A 17,961-nucleotide genomic window follows, 5' to 3' on the forward strand; every position below is an offset into this window, starting at 1 on the left:
GCAACATGATTTGCTGTATGGCCCATTCCCGGACTGGCTCCGGATGTCGTTTCTTCATTGCTCACTCGCTATCGCCCTCCAGGTTGTTGGATATCAGTGGATGCGACAACTAGCCTGACATAGAGGGCGAAGCAAAAAAAGTGACCCGGCCGCCGGGACGGACTCCCGGCTTGTCTCCACGGCAGTGCAAGCGTGTTGCGTCACCCGGCAACGCTCGGGCAGCACTGTCGTCGTTGCCGTTGACGTTTCTACGGTTGAAAAGTCAACGACAAGTTCAAAAGCAACTGCTGCTTCGCAGTGACGCCTTACCCCTGGTGACCCAACGCGATAGCCCTATCGTCATGACCAGGCCGGGTGTTCGCCCCGGCAGGCGAGTCACTTTTTTTGCTTCGCCAAAAAAAGTAACCAAAAAAAGGCGACCCCGACTGTGCCGCCCCGCTGCGCGGGGTTCCCGTGCCGTCGATGCCCGGAGCGGGGCGCGGCTAAACTCGCTACGCTGCGCTGCGCTCAAACAGACGCCGCACCTTTTCCCGCTCCGGGCATCGCCGACACGGCGGTACACAGACGGGGACCATAACTGCAACGGCCACTTCAAAAGCAACGGCAACTGCAACGGCCACGGCCACGGCCACTTCAACTGCAACGGCCACTTCAACGGCAGGGCCCGCGCCCCATCAATACCCCCCGCAAATATGCAACTCTTTTTTGAATCCTTTTCCAGGAACACGATCAAACCCCTGATCAGGTGACTGGAGACAACATTGGAGCAAGACCAACATCAACCACCCCCGCCCACCCCCGCCAGCCCGCAATACACGCTGGACCTGACCAAGCCGGATGGCCGCGCCATGACACTGTATGGCTGCGGCGGTCCGGTGCGGCTCGATGGCCCGGTGCCCAGCCCCTTTCCCGATCCGCTGCATGCCAATCCCCACCTGCGCTGGCATCCGATGCGCGGCGAGTGGATTACCTATGCAGCCTACCGGCAGGGCCGGACCTTCCTGCCGCCGCCGGAATACAACCCGCTTGCGGTCTGTGTCGATCCGGCCAATCCGACCGAGCTGCCGGCCGGCGACTATGCGATCGCGGTGTTTGAAAACCGCTTCCCGTCGCTGTCGCCGGAAGCCCATGACCCGCCCTCCGCGCTGGTCGAGACCGCGCCCGGCAATGGCCTGTGCGAGGTGGTGGTGTTCACCACCGACCCCAAGGCCTCGCTCGGCGCGCTGCCGCTGCCGCAGATCGAGCTGCTGCTGCAGGTCTGGGGCGACCGCACCAGCCGGGCCGCGGCGCGTGGCGATATCCAGTATGTGCTGCCATTCGAGAACCGCGGCGCGGAAGTGGGGGTGACGCTGCATCATCCGCATGGACAGATCTATGCCTACCCCTTCGTGCCGCCGGTGCCGGCGCGGATGCAGGCGATGCAGGAACAATTCCATGCCAGGCATGGCCGGGCGCTGCTGGCCGACATGGTGCAAAAGCACATGGCCGCCGGCGACAGCATGGTCTACCAGGGCCAGCATGCGGTGGCCTTCGTGCCGGCCTGCGCCCGCTATCCGTATGAAGTCTGGGTCAGCACCATTGAACCGGTGGCTTACTTCAGCGATCTGTCGGAGGCGCAGCGGGCCGATCTCGCGCGGGCGCTCAAGACCGTGCTGCTGAAATACGACGGCCTGTGGCAGCGGCCCTTTCCTTACCTGATGGCCTGGTACCAGGCGCCGACCGACGGCAAGCCGCATCCGGAAAGCATGCTGCATGCGACGTTCTCGCCGCCCTATCGCACCCGCGACCGCCTGAAGTACCTGGCCGGCACCGAACTCGGCGCCGGCATGTTCGCCATGGACGTGCTGCCGGAGGAGAAGGCGCGCGAGCTGCAGCAGGTCCGGGTTTCGCTAGATTGACGCAGGGAGCATCGATGCAAGAACGCAGTAAGGAAATACAGGAAAAACTGGCCGCCATGCGCGGCTGGCTGCAGCAAAGCGGCGCGGCCATGCTGCGCCTGCGCGGCACCGACTGGTTCGCCTGGGCCACCGCCGGCGGCTCCAACACGGTGCTGCTGGCGGCCGAAACCGGCGTGGCCGAGATCGCGGTCACGCCAGGCCATGCCTATGTGCTGACCGACGAGATCGAGGCGCAGCGGCTGCAGGACGAGGAAGTGCCGGCCGGCTGCTATGAGTGGCATGTCGCGCCCTGGGCTGAGCCGCAGGCCAGGCGCGCCTTCTGCGCCGAACTGGCCGCCGGCGGCACGGTGCTGTCGGACCGGCCCGCGGCCGGGGAACAGTCGCTGGAGCAGGACATGCTGCGCCAGCGCTATTGCCTGCTTGACAGCGAGATCGTGCGCTACCGGGAAGTCGGCTTGCTGGCGGCCCAGGCAATGACGGAAGTGATGCAGGCGGCGCGGCCCGGCTGGACCGAGTTTGCGCTCGCCGGCGCCGGCGCCGAGGCGATGTGGGCGCGCGGCCTGCACCCGACGCTGACGCTGGTGGCCAATGAACGCCGGCTGCCCATCTATCGCCATGCCACGCCCACCCGCGAAAAGCTGGGGCGGCGGGCGATGCTGGTGTTCTGCGCCCGGGGCTACGGGCTGTATGCCAACCTGACCCGCTTCGTGCATTTCGCCGGCGCGCCGGACCAGCCCGACTTCCCTGCGCTGCTGGAGATCGAAGCGGCGGGGCTTGCGGCCTGCCGGCCCGGCGTGCCGCTGTCGGATGTGTATGCGACGCTGGAGCAGGCCTATTGCCGGCACGGCTTTTCCGACGGCATCCGGCGCCATCACCAGGGCGGCATCTGCGGCTACCTGTCGCGCGAGCTGGTGGCAACGCCCGCCACCGATGCGCCGCTGGCGGCGAAGATGGCGGTGGCCTTCAATCCCAGCCTGCCCGGCATCAAGCTGGAAGACACCTTCCTGATCCACGACGACGGCCTGGAGAACCTGACCATGGACCCCGACTGGCCCACCGTGGAGCATGCCGGCCGCCAGCGCGCCCTACCCCTGCAGACGGAGGCATCATGAGCGAGACATCGACATTCTTCGCCGAAGGCGGCGTCCAGGTCTCGGCGCCGGGACGGGTCAACCTGCTGGGCGAGCACACCGACTACAACGACGGCTTCGTGCTGCCGGTGGCGATACCGCAGCGCACCCATGTGCAGGCCGCGCCCAGCCCCGACAGCCGCTTCCACGTCTATTCGAGCAACCTCGACGAGCATGCCGAATTCGAGGTCGACGGCGAGCTGCCCGACGGCTACGCCCGCTATGTCGCCGGCTGCGTGCACATCCTGCGCGACCATGGCGTGAAGGTGCCGCCGCTGTCGATGAAGGTGCATTCAGACGTGCCGATGGGCTCGGGCCTGTCGTCATCGGCCGCGCTCGAAGTGGCGGTGCTGCGAGCGCTGCGGCGCATCCTGGGCCTGGAACTGGACGACGTGCAGATCGCCCAGTATGCCCAGGCCGCCGAGATCCGCTATGCCGGCGTGCAGTGCGGCATCATGGACCAGATGGCCTCCAGCCTGGCCGACACCGGCCACATGCTGTTCCTGGATACCCGCACGCTGGACCGCAAGATCCTGCCGATGCCGGCCGACACCGAGCTGATCGTGATCGATTCCGGCGTGGCGCGCACCCTGGCCGGCTCCAAGTACAACGAGCGCTTCGCCGAATGCCGCGAGGCGGCGCGCCTCTTGGGCGTGCCGATGCTGCGCGACGTCACCGACGTGGATGCGCTGAGCCAGCTGCCGTCGACGCTGCAGAAGCGCGCCCGCCATGTGGTCACGGAAAACGCGCGGGTGCTGGCGGCGGTCGCCGAAGGCGTCGATGGCCCGACCTTTGGCCGCCTGATGAATGCCTCCCATGCCAGCCTGCGCGACGACTACGAGGTGTCGGTGCCGGCGCTCGATACGCTGTGCGACATGCTGCGCGCCGAGGAGGGCGTTCATGGCGCCCGCCTGACCGGCGCCGGCTTCGGCGGCGCCTGCGTGGCGCTGTGCAAACGCGGCCAGGCTGCCGGCATCGCCGAAGCCGTCACCACCCGCTACAACCAGGACCGCCTGCTGCAACTGGCAGGCGTGCTGCTGCCGGCCCCGGCCAGCCAGAATGGCGACAGCCAGCCGCAGCCCTTATTCGACTGATGGAAAGGAAAGACATGGCTGATGCATATCCGCGACCGCAACTGGTGCGGCCAGACTGGACCTCGCTGAACGGCAAGTGGCAATTCACCTTCGACAACGAGCAGCGCTACGACCTGCCGATGCGCCCGGTGCAGTGGACCAGCGAAATCCTGGTGCCCTACCCGCCCGAGTCGCAGGCCAGCGGCATAGGCGACCGCGGCTTCCACCTGGCCTGCTGGTACCAGCGCGAGTTCGACTGCATGCCGGGCGACGACCGGGTGCTGCTGCATTTCGGCGCGGTCGACTACAAGGCCACGGTCTGGGTCAATGGCCACCGGGTCGCGATCCATGAAGGCGGCCACTCGCCGTTTTCCGCCGACATCACCAGCGCGCTGAACGGGTCCGGCAAGCAGACCGTCACCGTCCATGCCGAGGATGATCCGCATGACCTCGCCAAGCCTCGCGGCAAGCAGGACTGGCAGCTCGAGGCCCATTCGATCTGGTATCCGCGCACCACCGGCATCTGGCAGACGGTGTGGATAGAGCGGGTGCCCAAGACCTATATCCAGAAGCTGCAGTGGACGCCGCATTTCGAAGGCTTCGAGATCGGCTGCGCGGTGTTCGTGCATGGCGACCCGGAGGACAACCTGTCGGTGGAAGTCGAGATCCGGCACGGCGAGAAGGTGCTGGCCTATGACCTCTACAAGGTGATCGGCAACGAGGCGCACCGCAAGATCGGCCTGTCCGACCCCGGCATCGACGATTCCCGCAACGAGCTGCTGTGGAGCCCCGAGCGCCCCACCCTGCTCGATGCCCGCATCACGCTGCGCCGCGACGGCCAGGTGCTGGATGAAGTGACCTCCTACACCGCGATGCGCTCGGTGGCGATCTCGCGCGACCGCTTCATGCTCAATGGCCGCCCCTACCACCTGCGGCTGGTGCTGGACCAGGGCTACTGGGACGACACCCTGATGACCGCGCCCGATGACGATGCCCTGAAGCGCGATGTCGAGCTGGCCAAGGAAATGGGCTTCAACGGCGTGCGCAAGCACCAGAAGATCGAAGACCCGCGCTACCTGTACTGGGCCGACAAGCTGGGCCTGATGGTGTGGGAGGAAATGCCCTCGGCCTACCGCTTCACTTCCAAGGCCATCACCCGCATGGTGCATGAATGGACCGAGGTGATCGAGCGCGACTACAGCCATCCCTGCATCGTGGTCTGGGTGCCGTTCAATGAATCGTGGGGCGTGCCCAACCTGATGTCGACCCAGTCGCATCGCAATGCGGTGGAGGCGCTGTATCACCTGACCCGCACGCTCGACACCACCCGGCCCGTGATCGGCAACGACGGCTGGGAAGCGGCGGCCACCGACATCATCGGCATCCATGATTACGATGCCGACCCGGAAAAGATCAAGGCCAGATATTCCGACAAGACCCAGGAACTGTTCGACCGCAGGCGTCCGGGCGGGCGCATCCTGACGCTGGACGGCTATCCGCACCGCGGCCAGCCCATCATGCTGACCGAGTTCGGCGGCATCGCCTTCGTCAAGCCGCAGCAGAACGAGGGCAACACCTGGGGCTATTCGGTCGCCAACGAGCAGAAGCAGTTCGCCACCAAGTACCGCAAGCTGCTGGAGGTGGTCAACACCACGGTGATGTTCTCGGGCTTCTGCTATACCCAGTTCACCGACACCTTCCAGGAAGCCAACGGCCTGCTGTATGCCGACCGCACGCCGAAGTTTCCGATCGAGCAGATCCATGCGGCCACCAAGTCGGCGCGCTATGGCTTCGACGGCCATCCGGTGCCGGCGGAGAAGGATGCCGACCAGGCCGAACTGGCCGGCAACTCGGAGTAAGGGGAAGGAAATCAGCAGGCCGGGAAGGCGGGCATGCCTTCCCGGAAACGCCCGGACGGCGCAGGCCGCCAGGCGTTTTTACGTTCCCACGTTTTCAGGCCAGCGTGGCCATGTCGATCACGAAGCGGTACTTCACGTCGCTCTTGAGCATGCGCTCATAGGCTTCGTTGATCTGGTCCATCCGTATCATCTCGATGTCCGACACGATGCCGTGCTCGGCGCAGAAGTCCAGCATTTCCTGCGTTTCGGCGATGCCGCCGATCAGCGAGCCAGCCAGGTGGCGGCGCTTCATGATCAGGTTGAACACCTGCGGCGACGGATGCGGCGTGGCCGGCGCGCCGACCAGGGTCATGGTGCCCTCGCGCTTGAGCAGCACCAGGAAGGCATCCAGGCTGTGCGGCGCCGCCACCGTGTTCAGGATGAAGTCGAAGCTGTTCTGGTGCCGGGCCATCGCTTCCGCATCCTTCGACACCACCACTTCATCGGCGCCGAGGCGCAGGCCATCCTCGCGCTTGTTGGGCGAGGTGGTGAACAGCACCACCTGCGCGCCCATCGCATGCGCCAGCTTGATGCCCATGTGGCCCAGGCCGCCCAAGCCAACCACGCCCACCTTCTGACCAGGCCCCACCTTCCAGTGGCGCAGCGGCGAATAGGTGGTGATGCCGGCGCACAGCAGCGGCGCGGCGGCCGCCGGGTCGAGCTTGTCGGGCACCCGCAGCACGAATTTTTCATGGACCACGATGCTGTCGGAATAGCCGCCATAGGTCATGCCGCCGGTGTGCATTTCCTCGCCGTTGTAGGTGCCGACGAATCCATTCTCGCAATACTGTTCCAGCCCGATGCCGCAGGCGTCGCAGCGCTGGCAGGAATCGACCATGCAGCCGACGCCGACGATGTCGTCGATTTTGTGGCGCGTCACATGGTTGCCGACCGCGACCACGCGGCCGACGATTTCATGGCCCGGCACCACCGGGTAGACGGTGTTGCCCCATTCATTGCGCACGGTATGCAGGTCGGAATGGCAGACGCCGCAGTACCGGATCTGGATCTGCACATCATGCGGACCGGGGTCGCGCCGCTGGAAGTCGAGGTGATGCAGCGCATCGTCGGCGCTGGTGGCGCCGTAGCCTTTGGATTGGAGCATGGTATGCCTTTCTGGGAAAAATCAGGATGGTGTCGTTCAATGCGACCGGCAGCAGGGAGGGAACCTCGCGTCTGAACCATCAATGGTTTGTAGATGCGTAAATTCAGCCAGCCACGCATATGCTGCCATGACGCCGTGGCTGATGTGACGGCTTGCCGCTCAAGCGACTTTTACACTGGAGTGAATCATGGACAAAACAATATTTCTATTAGCGACGGAGCGCTTGAGGCAATCTCGGGCGGAAACTTATCAAGCTTTGACGAGTACGTGAAACAAGAGAGACAGAAGAATAAGAAGGAAGTGTCTGATGCCCGCATAGACGATGATGAATTTGCTGCTGACTGCACAAGATCTTTTAAAGATTACCTAAAGGGTCGTTATCCAGACTTCATTTCTCTACCGGACGCGCAAGACCGGTGCGGGTGCCAGGGCTTGGGAGGATTCGTGAGTTGCCATTTCCGGCAAGATGCCAAGCCCGGCGAGGAACACTCCTCATTAACAAAGGAAATTGCAACGCCGTCGGAAACTGGTTATAGCGAATCCCAGGCCGTTTCTGATGTCAATAAGGACGCTGAACGCCACGGTCGCCCGGATGGCTTCCGGAAAGCGGCTGGAAAGCCGCTTTCCGGGTACGGCTCACAGCCATTGACAAACCCTCCCCGTCCTATCCTTTCAACCGTCCCAGCAGTTCCCGCGCAGCCTCTTCCGATGACGCCGGATTCTGCCCCGTGATCAGGTTTCCGTCGCTCACCACGTAGGACTGCCAGTCAGGCCCGCGGCTGTAGTTCGCGCCGCTTTCCTTCATCGCATCTTCCACCAGGAAGGGCACGATCTTGGTCAGCTGCACCGCCTCTTCCTCGCTATTGGTGAAGCCGGTCACCTTCTTGCCAGCCACCAGCGGCTTGCCGTCCGCGCCGCGCACGTTGCGCAGCGCCCCGGGCGCATGGCATACCAGCGCCACCTGCTTGCCGGCCTTGTGCATGGTTTCGATCACGCGGATGGAATCGGCATCCTGCGCCAGGTCCCACAGCGGCCCGTGGCCGCCGGGATAGAACACCGCGTCAAAGTCTTCCACTTTCACGCCGGACAGCGGCACAGTCGAGGCCAGCGCGCGCTGCGACTGCTCGTCGCCCTTGAAGCGGCGGGTAGCGTCGGTCTGGGCGTCGGGTTCGTCGCTCTTCGGGTCCAGCGGCGGCTGGCCGCCCTTGGGCGAGGCCAGCGTGATGTCGGCGCCGGCATCCTTGAACACGTAATACGGCGCGGCAAACTCCTCCAGCCAGAAGCCGGTTTTCTTGCCCGTGTCGCCGAGCTGGTCATGCGAGGTAAGCACCATCAGTATCTTCATGAAAACTCCGAAGTCGGCAGTATTGTGGGATTGTTTGGATTGCAATTGGGCCCGATGGTTCCATCCGCCCGTGCAAGCGCATGACGTCACTCGGGTATCATCGCCGTTTTCGCGCGTAGCGCCACCGAACCACGCAGGGAGCAATTCTTGGAACACCACACACCAGCCGCGAAGCGGATGGAAGCCGCACGGCGGATGGAAGCCGCACGGCGGCTGGCGCGCCGCATCGCCGGCTATTTCACTGACACGATCGCGCCCGGCGTCAGCCGCGCCGGGCGCGCGAAGTCCGCGGTTAAGGCGCTGGGTGCATCGGCCGCGATCGTTATCGTGCTGCTGTTTCTCTATACCCTGCTGCTGATCCCCTTCACGCCCGGCATCAGCGACATCCGCAAGGCCAAGGCCGACCAGCCCAGCGTGCTGATGTCGATCGACGGCAAGCGCATCGCCACCTTCCGCCGCAGCAACCGGGAATGGGTGCCGCTGGCGAAGATCTCGCCCAACGTGGTCAAGGCGCTGATCGCCACCGAGGACCGCCGCTTCTATGAACACCATGGCATCGACTTCAGGCGCACCGCGGCCAGCATGGCGCATACCCTCACCGGCGATACCCAGGGCGGGTCGACGCTGACCCAGCAGCTGGCGCGCAATCTGTATCCGGAAGAGATAGGCCGCAGCCGCTCGATCACGCGCAAGATCAAGGAAGTGATCACGGCGCTGAAGATCGAGCATGCCTATACCAAGGACGAGATCCTGGAAACCTATCTCAACACCGTGCCCTTCCTCTACAACGCCTTTGGCATCGAGATGGCGGCGCGCACCTATTTCGACAAATCCGCCGCCAAGCTCAATGTGCTGGAAAGCGCCACCCTGATCGGCATGTTGAAGGGCACCAGCTATTACAACCCGGTGACCAATCCGGAGCGGGCGCAGAAGCGCCGCAATGTGGTGCTGGCGCAGATGCACAAGGCCGGCCACCTGAGCGAGGCCAGCCTTGCCAGCATGAAGAAGCGGCCGATACGGCTGGACTTCGAGCGCCAGGACGAAGAGATGGGCCCGGCGCCGCATTTCGCCGAATACGTGCGGCGCTGGCTCATCGAATGGGCCGACAACAACGACTACAACATCTACCTCGACGGCCTGGTGGTGAGCACCACCATCGACAGCCGCCTGCAGGCGGCCGCCAACCAGGCGGTGGCGCGCCAGTTGTCCGGCCTGCAGGCGGTGGCCGACGTGGAATGGGGCGTGGCCTCGCCGCGCCTGCTGTCGTCGTCGATGTCGGCCTATGCCGGCATGCGGTCGCGGGTCGCGCCGTTCGGCTATTTCTGGAGCAGCCGCGACGAGGTGGTGAACGCCTTCGTGCGCGAGTCCGGCGCCTACCGCAATGCGGTCGAAGGCGGCGAGGCTGAAGCCGATGCGATGGCCAGGCTGCGCGCCGACAAGGCCTTCATGAACAAGCTGCGCGAGGACAAGACCCGGCTGCAGGCTGGCTTCATCGCGATGGACCCGGCCAGCGGCGAAGTGAGGGCCTGGGTCGGGAGCCGCGACTTCCAGACCGACCAGTACGACCATGTGGCGCGCGCCCAGCGCCAGCCGGGGTCGACCTTCAAGCCCTTCGTCTACGGCGCGGCGCTGGCGCAGGGCCTGACGCCGGAGACCGAGTTCATCGACCGCGCGGTGGAGATTCCGCTGGGCGGCAGCGCGGTGTGGCGGCCCAGCGACCTCAACCCGCCCAGCAACCAGCCGATGACGCTGCGCCAGGGCCTGATGTACTCGAAGAACACCATCACGGCACAGGTGATGCAGGAGGTGGGGCCGAAGCGGGTGGTGGACCTGGCGACCCGCATGGGCATCAACCAGAGCCGGCTGGAAGCGGTGCCGGCATTGGCGCTGGGCAGCAGCCCGGTCACCATGCTGGAAATGGCCACCGCCTATGGCGCCATCGCCAACGGCGGCGATTATCGTCAGCCGGTGGTGGTGACCCGCATCGCCGACCGCCGCGGCAAGGTGCTGGCCGAGTTCGAAGGCACGCAGCAGCGCGCGCTGCCGGCGCGGGTGGCGCATGAACTGGTGGACATGTTGCGCGCCGCAGTGAACCAGGGCACCGGCACGGCGATCCGCTCGCAGTTCGGCATCACCGCCGACGTGGCAGGCAAGACCGGCACCACGCAGAACAATACGGATGGCTGGTTCATGCTGATGCATCCGGCACTGGTGTCGGGCGCATGGGTGGGCTTCAACGATGCCCGCGTCACCATGCGCAGCAGCTACTGGGGCCAGGGTGCGCACAATGCGCTGTACCTGGTGGGCGACTTTTTCCGGCAGGCGCAGAACGGCCGGCTGGTGGACGTCAATGCGCGCTTCGCCGGCTTGTCGGCGCAAATGGCGCAGCCGGCTCCGGAGCAGGCACAGGGCCAGGAGAGAAACCCATTGGCCGTGCCGGAGGCGGAACCGTCCACGGAGACGCCAACGCCGGCGGAACCCGGCCAGGATGAACTGGAACGCATCATCGAGCAGGCGCGGGAAGCCGTGCGCGAGCCGGCACAGGCAACGCGCTGATAATCCGGCGCAGTCCGGCTTGGCGTGCAGCGCCCTGGCAGCGGCCTGTGCGTGCCACGCGCCCCTGCCCCGCACCGCCCGGCAATGATGCAGCCGCTCTTCAGGAGGCGGCCAAGCCGGCTCGTTCCAGCAGGCGCACGCAGCGCGCCCAGTTCATTCCCAGTTCCGGATCGTGCAGGCTGGTATTGAACAGCATGCTGCCTCGTTCAAGCCACTGCCTGGCATATGCCAGCGCATTCATGCCATCGATATCGGTCGCATCGGCGGCGGCGCCATGGGCAAGCAGGATGTCGACCACCCTGTCATGGCCTTCCCTGGCCGCGATGATCAGCGGCGTGCGCCGGCTTTCCGGACTGCGGCTTTCCAGCGGCACGCCCAGCGCGCACAAGTCCTTGACCGCATTCGCATGGCCCATCTGGGCGGCGAAACACAGCGCGTTGTTGCCGTGATGCCAATTCATGCCGGCATTGCATGCATACATGAGCAATTGCTCCTTCTTCATGGCCCGTGCCGCGCCATACATCGCCGGCAGTGCATGCCTGACATCGCGGGCAACCACATTCCTTACCACGATCGCTGCCCGCATGATGGTGTCGGCGTCGGTCTCGCCGCGATCGAAGGCCTCCAGCAGGTCGTCCACATATTTCCCGATCAGCTGCGCATTCGGCCGGGTCCGCATGCCATCGGCCATGCCGAGCAGACTGCCGGCCTGCGCCGGTGCGGCGCGCAATGCCGGCTGCGCCACGATGCCATTGTCCGTCACGGCGGCGGTGACCGTGGTGGTAGTGGTCGTCGTGACCGTGCTGGTCGTCGGAAAGCCGCCGGGAACGACATCGGGTTGAACACGATGGGCGGGAATGGTGGAATCCATGCATGACATCCTTGATGCGGGTTGGTCGAGGCCTATAAGGCTGCGGCGCGGCTTGATGAAACCGCCCGCAGTCTGTAACAGGCGCAAGAAGACGTTGCCTGAGGCAGACCGCCATCCCCGCATTGATTGCTGCAGCACAAACAGTAAGACAGGGCGAACACACGCAACGCAACCTCATGCAGCGCCGGGAAATCATGATGCGGCCCCTGCATCGGCCAACTGCGGCAACATGGTCACGCAGGCGGAAAAACCAGTAGCGCCGCGTCGCCACTTGCCCTTATAGTTGCACGCTGCTGATTTTTGACTGCAACATTTGTGTTTTTTGAAACTGAACGACGCCACTTTTTCCGCCCCCTGTCCGGCAAGCACCGTGAAGTCATCGTCGCCTGCGTACGTGCCCTGTACGAGCGGCTGCATGGCCCGAGTGCCGACTACGCACAGAACCTGAGCCGCGACGGCTTGCGCGACCTGCTGCTGCCGGTCGTGCGCGAGGCGCGCCGGCTGCCGGCGCCCGAGGAGGACAACGACGCCGAGCCTGCGCTGATTCCCGAGCATGCGGACGATGTCCAGGGCGCGGCCGCGGTGGTGCGCGCGCTGCAGCGCGATGGCTGGGTGGAAGCCTTCCCCGACCGCGCCGGCCTCGTCACCGCCTATCGCCTCACTCGTGCCGGCAAGCTGTTCGCCGAGGCCTTCTGGTCGGTCGAGCGGCGCAGCAGCCGCACCCGGCAGCGCAACGTGCGCAGCTGCCGCAATGCGCTGGACGCCACCCTGCGCAACCTCGATGCGCACGACCTCGTCGATGCCTGGGACTATGCCGAGAAGGTCATCAGCGACCTGTCAGAGGGCGTGGATTATTTCCAGGAGCTGGTGCGCCGGCTGATGCTGGAAGCGTCGCAGACGCCATGGGAAGGCTTCATGGACTTTCTCGACCGCTTCGAGAAGGAGTTCAAGAAGCAGCTCACCGCCGACAGCGTGGAACGGCACCGCCAGGCGATACGGGAAGCGATCGTGCAGCTGCATGCGCTGGAGCCGGCGCGCCGCGACATGCTGGAAAACCGGCTCAACGATGTGGCTCGTTGGGCCATGCAGGAGCGCAGCGGCGGCTCGACGCTGGACTGGATGCTGTTTCGCATCGAGGACATGGTGGAAGCGGCCTGCAACAGCCGGCATCCGGAGCTGATCAAGGCGATGAGCGTGTACATGCAGCGCGCCGCCGCCATCGTGCAGCAGGCCTTGCTGCTCAACGGCGGCCGCGGCCGCCGTGCCTGGAGCGACGCCATCAGCCGCGTGGCCGATGCCGGCGAAGGGCAGCAGGCGCTGCTGCTGCGGCTGGGCCAGGCCATGGCGCCGGCCGAGGTGCGCCTGCTGGACCCGTCGGCCTTCCGGCTGCGCGGCCCGTCGCAGCGGCGGCGCGCGCTGGCCGTCACCGCCCAGCCCAGGGTCAGCCGCGATGCCCGGCTGGCGGCCGCAATGCAGCGCGCCGAGGCAGACGCCTTCGCCCTGCCCAACGAAGACGTGTTGCGCCAGGTCGCTGCGGCGCTGGCCGCGCGGCGCGAGCCGATCAGGCTGTCGCAGCTGCCTGCCGCCAGCGCGGCCGACCTGCTGGCCAACATGCAGCTGGTCGAAGCCATCCGCAGCGGCCGCGGCCACGGCATGACGGCGACCCGGCTGGCGGCGCGCATGGAAAACGATTACTACAGCGGCGCGGATTACCGCATCGGACTGGATGAACCACATCGACTGAACGAACCGGGGAAGCAGCCATGAGCCTGACCGACGCGCTGATGGCGCAACTGGAGCCGCACAATGTGCCGCTGGAGCGTTTCCGCGACATCGTCGGGCGCATGTATGCCGCCGGCATCATGGTGCGCGACGAGGATGGCGTCGAGCAGCGGCTGTACGACGACATGCGCCGCATCGAGGCGCCGCTGGCCGAGTATTTCGGCCTGGCCGGCTTCACCCTGGTGCATGATGCGCAGAGCGCCTTCTTCCGGCTGTATGCGCCCGGCGCCGACATCCCGGGCATCGCCGATGGCAGCGATGCCGATGCGATGCCAGGCCTGCGCGCCCGGCTCTCGCCGGACTTCGTGGCGGCCGCGCTGGCGCTGCGCTTCCTGTACCAGCAGGGCCTGGCCGACGCCGGCGGCCGCCTGACCGACGACGGCGAAGTGCTGGCCCGCTTCGAGGAACTGGCCGCTACCCTGCAGACCCAGCTCAAGCGCCCTCTGCCGGCAGGCGCGGTGGAGCGTCAGCGCCTGCTGGGCGAACTGAAGCGGCACCGGCTGATCCGCCTGGCGCCGCTGTTCGTGATGGAAGACGAGGAAGCGCTGATCGCGATCCGCCCCACCATACTGGGCATCATCAGCGACGACATGCTGGCGCGCGCGCTGGAATCGGAAGAGCCGATTCCCGAAGCCGCCGAGGAAGAAGGAAACCCGCAATGAAACTGGACCGGCTGATCCTGGTGAACTGGGGCGCGCTGCGCAGCCAGGAATATGCGATGGGCGACATGACCCTGCTGACCGGCCCGACCGGCTCTGGCAAGTCGACCATGCTGGACGCGCTGCAGACCGTGATGACCGCGGTCTACCAGAACATCTTCAACTACAACCCGGGCCAGGATGAAACCACCCAGTCGGCGCGCAACGGCAAGACCAAGCGCACGCTGTGGTCGTATATCGTCGGCGCCGAGGACAACCTGTTTGCCCGTCCCGATGGCGCCCATGGCTATGTCGGCGCGGTGTTCCGTCCGAGCGAGGGCGAGGAAGGCCGCGAGTTCACAGCGCTGGTGGCGGCCTCGGCCCGGGTCGATGGCAGCGGCGGCAGGCGCCAGGCGGTGGCCGAGCGGCTGGCGCTTTTGATCATCGACGATGCGGCGCTGCGGCTGGAAGATCTGACCGCACGCGATGAAGGCGCGGAGGACGGCGATGGCGCGCTGCTGGTGGTGCCGGCCGAGCGCATCGAGGCGCACCTGTCTTCGCGCTTTCGCGGCGTGACGAGTTTTCGCGACAGCAAGCGCGAGTACCTGTGCCAGCTGTACGGCCGCTTTCGTGGCCAGAAGGCGGTGTCCTTTGCCGAAGCCGAAAGCGCGGCCCGCGCCTGGAGCCAGTCGATTGCGCACAAGCCCATCGGCAGCGTCGATGAACTGGTGCGGCGCCAGATCCTGGAGCTCGACGCCGGCCTGCTGGCGCAGCGCATCGCCCAGACCAGCCGCCTGATGCGCCAGGTCAACGAGCTGCGGCGCGAGGGCGAGCGGCTGTCCGCCAACGTGGAGCGCCTGGAACGGCTGGGCACGGCCGCGTCCGCGGCCGCCGGCGCGCATGAGGCGGCGGCCGCGGCCCAGCTGCTGGCGTCGTCGCTGGCGCTGCGCGACGACCAGCGCCAGATCGAACGCGCCAACGCTGCCATCGCCGGCCTGGAAGCCTCGATCGCGCAGGACAATGAAACCCTCTCCAGGCTGGAGCAGGAGCGCAGCGCGCGCGGCCGCAGCCTGACCCAGGTGCATGCGCAGATGATGGGCATACCGGCAGTGGAGCAGCAGCGCCGCATCCAGGGCCAGATCGATGAACTGAATGGCCGGGTGCGCACTGCCCTGTCGGCGCTGCGCCAGAACGCCGATGCCGCGCGCCGCCTGGAAACGGCGGCGCGGACCGTGGCCGGGATGCGTATACCGGCGCAGCAGGCTGAGCTGTCGCGCGCGGCGCAGGCAGTGAGCGAGGCGCTGGCCACGGCCGATGCGCGCGGCCTGGCCGCGCCACTGGAGGCCGTGAACCGCCTGGCCGCGCTGCCCGAGGCAGACGTGCTGCAGTCGCTGCTGCTGGCGCAGGAGCTCGATGGCATCGAGGCGGCGCTGGAACAGCTGTTCGCGGCGCTGGCCGGCGCCGACCACAGCTTCGTGGCGGGATTGCATGCCCAGATGGCGCAGCTGCGCGGCAGCGAGGCCGAAGCGCTGCGGCGCGAGCGCGATGCGCAGGCGCGCCGCGCCAACCTGGCCGAAGGCGGCGCCGACTATCCGGCCCATGTGCGCCATGCATTGAAGGAATTGCGCAGCGAACTGCCGGCCGCGCGGGCCCAGGTACTGTGCGACCTGGTCGAACCGCTTTCGCCGGAATGGCAGCCGGCCATCGAGGGCTATCTCGGCGGCGCCCGCTTCAACCTGGTCGTGGACCAGGAATGGGAAGCGCGCGCGATCACCTTCGTGCGCCAGAAAAAGCTGCGGCTGTCGGTGATCCAGGGCAGCCTGTGCCTGAAGAACCTGAAGACCGAGCGCACCCCGGCCGACTCCATCGTGCACGAGCTGCGCGCCGAGCATCCGGTCGCGCATGCCTATCTGCACGAGCAGTACGGCCCGGTGCTCAAGGTGGCCGATGTCGAAGCGCTGCGCCATGCGCCGCGCGGCCTGACACGCGACGGCAAGGGCAGCGGCGCGCGCACCATGTTCGTCTCCGACGCCGAGCAGCTGGTGCTGGGCCAGGAATCGCGGCGCCAGGCCAGGGCGCGGGCCGAAGAGGAGCATGCGGCCGCCGAGGAGGAGCTGCAGGCGCTGCGGGCCATGCTGCGCGAGCTGCAGGGCGCGCTGGCCTTGCTGGCGCAACTGCAGCGGCCCTCCTTCGCCGCCCGCGCGGATCTCGAGCATGCGGTGCGCGAGCTCGATGCGGCGCGCGCCGACCTCGGCCGGCTCGACCTGGCCGCGGCCGGCAAGCTGCAGGACGAGGCCGATGCGCTGGGCGAGGAAATCGCGCTGATCGAGCAGAAGAAGGCGGCCTGCAACAAGCAGATCGGCGGCCATGAACGGGCATTGCAGCAGCAGCAGGCAACGCTGGCGCGGATTGCCGCCGGCAGCGCCGAACGTGAACAGGCGGTGGAAGCCGACCGCGGCCGGCTGCGCGCGCTGTGCGCGGTCAATGCCAGCCTGTCGCTGGTGGCGCTGGAAGACCAGGTCGCGGCGCAGGTCGAGCGCGGCCGCCAGGGCCAGGCCGACGCGCAGGAAGACGTGGCGCGCCAGCGGGAACGGGCCTGGCAGCTCTACAGCGACGTGCGCGCCGCGCTCGGCGCCTATCATGCCCATGCCCGCGCCGACGAGCAGTTCGAGGTCCATTCAGGGCTGGACAGCCGCGACGGCGACTTCGGCCCGCTCTATGCGCAGATGATCGCGCTGCGCGACCAGACCCGCGCCCAGCTGCTGCGCCAGAAGGACATCGGCCTGGTGCGCAACCTGGAACAGCTGCGCACCGCCGAGCTGTCGTTCAACGATGTCTTCACCAAGCAGTTCTGCTACGAGATCAGGAATGGCGTCGATGCCGGCGTGCACACGCTGCGCACGCTGAACATGGAGCTGGAAAAGCTGCGCTTCGGCACCGACCGCTTCCGCATCGACTGGTCGGAATGGGTGCCCGAATACAAGGCCTACTACGACTTCTTCCGCGCCACCGCGGCGCTGTCGGACGGCGAGGAAACCGCCAGCCTGTTCGGCGATCCGCAGCTCACCGGCGAACAGCGCGAGGTGCGCGACCGGCTGCTGGGCCTGCTGCTGTCGGACGATGAAGAGCATGCGCTGCGCGAGCTGCAGCGGGTAGCCGACTTCCGCAATTACCGCCGCTATGAAATCTACAAGGAGTCAGACACAGGCTCCCGGGTCAGGCTGTCCGAATGGGGCACCGGCTCCGGCGGCCAGCTGGAGACGCCGGCCTACATCATCCATGCGGCGGTGGTCACCAACAAGCTGAAGCATTTCGAGAAAGGCCCCAGCCTGCGCCTCCTGGTCAATGACGAGTCCTTCTCCAAGATGGACGAGGTGCGGGCCCGCGACGTGCTGAAGTTCCTGCGCGAGAACCTCGGGATGCAATTGCTGTGCGCGATGCCGACCAAGCATGCCGGCGCGATCAAGCCGGAATTCTGCCGCGAGTGGAGCTTTTCCCGCACCGAGGCCGTGGGCAATGGCGAGGTTGGCTTCGTGTCGGAGGCGGACGAACGTCTGCTGCGCCCGGACCGGCTGCGTGAGCTGTGGGAATTGCGGCGCAGGCAGGTGCGCGAGCAGGCGAAGATTGCCTTCGAAGATGGGGAACGCGAGGCGGCTTGAGGCAGC

Annotated in this window: 12 protein-coding genes; 9 read left to right on the top strand and 3 right to left on the bottom strand. The window is 66.4% G+C overall.

All coding sequences use genetic code 11. From position 1 onward, the window contains the following. Window positions 1-761: 761 nt before the first annotated feature. The 4 genes from galT to IGW04_RS08590 are packed head-to-tail and all read left to right on the top strand — an operon-like array spanning window position 762 to window position 5,960. Window positions 762-1,898 (top strand): galactose-1-phosphate uridylyltransferase, encoded by a 1,137-nt coding sequence (gene galT / locus IGW04_RS08575; protein ID WP_228526948.1) that lies wholly within the window; start codon window positions 762-764, stop codon window positions 1,896-1,898. 14 nt (window positions 1,899-1,912) lie between these two features. Next, the gene (locus IGW04_RS08580) at window positions 1,913-3,010 is read left to right on the top strand and encodes a M24 family metallopeptidase (protein ID WP_194712654.1); all 1,098 of its coding nucleotides are present in this window, start codon (window positions 1,913-1,915) and stop codon (window positions 3,008-3,010) included. Further along, a complete protein-coding gene (gene galK / locus IGW04_RS08585; RefSeq protein ID WP_194712655.1) occupies window positions 3,007-4,122 on the top strand; it encodes a galactokinase in 1,116 nt (371 codons plus the stop codon). Before IGW04_RS08580 ends, galK begins: the two co-directional genes overlap by 4 nt. A 14-nt stretch (window positions 4,123-4,136) precedes the next feature. Then, window positions 4,137-5,960 (top strand): glycoside hydrolase family 2 protein, encoded by a 1,824-nt coding sequence (locus tag IGW04_RS08590; protein WP_194712656.1) that lies wholly within the window; start codon window positions 4,137-4,139, stop codon window positions 5,958-5,960. Window positions 5,961-6,054: 94 nt separating this feature from the next. Here the strand turns inward: IGW04_RS08590 and IGW04_RS08595 are convergent, their stop codons facing one another. Then, window positions 6,055-7,104 carry an NAD(P)-dependent alcohol dehydrogenase gene (locus IGW04_RS08595; protein ID WP_194712657.1) on the bottom strand — a complete coding sequence of 350 codons (1,050 nt, stop codon included), beginning with the start codon at window positions 7,102-7,104 and terminating at the stop codon, window positions 6,055-6,057. A 93-nt stretch (window positions 7,105-7,197) separates the two neighbouring features. Between IGW04_RS08595 and IGW04_RS08600 the strand changes: the two genes are divergently transcribed. Continuing rightward, entirely contained in the window at window positions 7,198-7,836 is a 639-nt protein-coding gene (locus IGW04_RS08600) for a hypothetical protein (RefSeq protein ID WP_194712658.1), read from the top strand. Here the strand turns inward: IGW04_RS08600 and IGW04_RS08605 are convergent. After that, window positions 7,769-8,449: a type 1 glutamine amidotransferase domain-containing protein gene (locus IGW04_RS08605; RefSeq protein ID WP_194712659.1), complete on the bottom strand. Its 681-nt coding sequence runs from the start codon at window positions 8,447-8,449 to the stop codon at window positions 7,769-7,771. The genes IGW04_RS08600 and IGW04_RS08605 overlap by 68 nt on opposite strands. Before the next feature lie 195 nt (window positions 8,450-8,644). Here IGW04_RS08605 and IGW04_RS08610 point away from each other — a divergent pair, with 195 nt between their 5' ends. Then, the gene (locus IGW04_RS08610; RefSeq protein WP_194712771.1) at window positions 8,645-11,005 is read left to right on the top strand and encodes a penicillin-binding protein 1A; all 2,361 of its coding nucleotides are present in this window, start codon (window positions 8,645-8,647) and stop codon (window positions 11,003-11,005) included. A 100-nt stretch (window positions 11,006-11,105) separates the two neighbouring features. Here IGW04_RS08610 and IGW04_RS08615 read toward each other — a convergent pair whose 3' ends face one another. Further along, window positions 11,106-11,876, bottom strand: coding sequence for an ankyrin repeat domain-containing protein (locus tag IGW04_RS08615; protein WP_194712660.1), 771 nt, complete (start codon window positions 11,874-11,876; stop codon window positions 11,106-11,108). A 315-nt stretch (window positions 11,877-12,191) separates the two neighbouring features. Between IGW04_RS08615 and IGW04_RS08620 the strand changes: the two genes are divergently transcribed. The 3 genes from IGW04_RS08620 to IGW04_RS08630 are packed head-to-tail and all read left to right on the top strand — an operon-like array spanning window position 12,192 to window position 17,955. Then, entirely contained in the window at window positions 12,192-13,643 is a 1,452-nt protein-coding gene (locus tag IGW04_RS08620; RefSeq protein WP_194712661.1) for a Wadjet anti-phage system protein JetA family protein, read from the top strand. After that, the gene (locus IGW04_RS08625; protein ID WP_194712662.1) at window positions 13,640-14,320 is read left to right on the top strand and encodes a DUF4194 domain-containing protein; all 681 of its coding nucleotides are present in this window, start codon (window positions 13,640-13,642) and stop codon (window positions 14,318-14,320) included. Before IGW04_RS08620 ends, IGW04_RS08625 begins: the two co-directional genes overlap by 4 nt. Continuing rightward, window positions 14,317-17,955, top strand: coding sequence for an ATP-binding protein (locus tag IGW04_RS08630; protein ID WP_194712663.1), 3,639 nt, complete (start codon window positions 14,317-14,319; stop codon window positions 17,953-17,955). The genes IGW04_RS08625 and IGW04_RS08630 overlap by 4 nt, the downstream gene beginning before the upstream one ends. The last annotated feature ends 6 nt before the right edge of the window (window positions 17,956-17,961 follow it).

The sequence above is a fragment of the Noviherbaspirillum soli genome (assembly GCF_015352955.1).
Classification (GTDB): domain Bacteria; phylum Pseudomonadota; class Gammaproteobacteria; order Burkholderiales; family Burkholderiaceae_D; genus Noviherbaspirillum_A; species Noviherbaspirillum_A soli.

Bases quoted from the DNA above. Each gene is read 5' to 3' on its own strand.
- IGW04_RS08580 (WP_194712654.1), top strand. From the start codon at position 1,913: ATGCAAGAACGCAGTAAGGAAATACAGGAAAAACTGGCCGCCATGCGC.
- galK (WP_194712655.1), top strand. From the start codon at position 3,007: ATGAGCGAGACATCGACATTCTTCGCCGAAGGCGGCGTCCAGGTCTCG.
- IGW04_RS08590 (WP_194712656.1), top strand. From the start codon at position 4,137: ATGGCTGATGCATATCCGCGACCGCAACTGGTGCGGCCAGACTGGACC.
- IGW04_RS08595 (WP_194712657.1), bottom strand. From the start codon at position 7,104: ATGCTCCAATCCAAAGGCTACGGCGCCACCAGCGCCGACGATGCGCTG.
- IGW04_RS08600 (WP_194712658.1), top strand. From the start codon at position 7,198: ATGCGTAAATTCAGCCAGCCACGCATATGCTGCCATGACGCCGTGGCT.
- IGW04_RS08605 (WP_194712659.1), bottom strand. From the start codon at position 8,449: ATGAAGATACTGATGGTGCTTACCTCGCATGACCAGCTCGGCGACACG.
- IGW04_RS08610 (WP_194712771.1), top strand. From the start codon at position 8,645: ATGGAAGCCGCACGGCGGCTGGCGCGCCGCATCGCCGGCTATTTCACT.
- IGW04_RS08615 (WP_194712660.1), bottom strand. From the start codon at position 11,876: ATGGATTCCACCATTCCCGCCCATCGTGTTCAACCCGATGTCGTTCCC.
- IGW04_RS08625 (WP_194712662.1), top strand. From the start codon at position 13,640: ATGAGCCTGACCGACGCGCTGATGGCGCAACTGGAGCCGCACAATGTG.
- IGW04_RS08630 (WP_194712663.1), top strand. From the start codon at position 14,317: ATGAAACTGGACCGGCTGATCCTGGTGAACTGGGGCGCGCTGCGCAGC.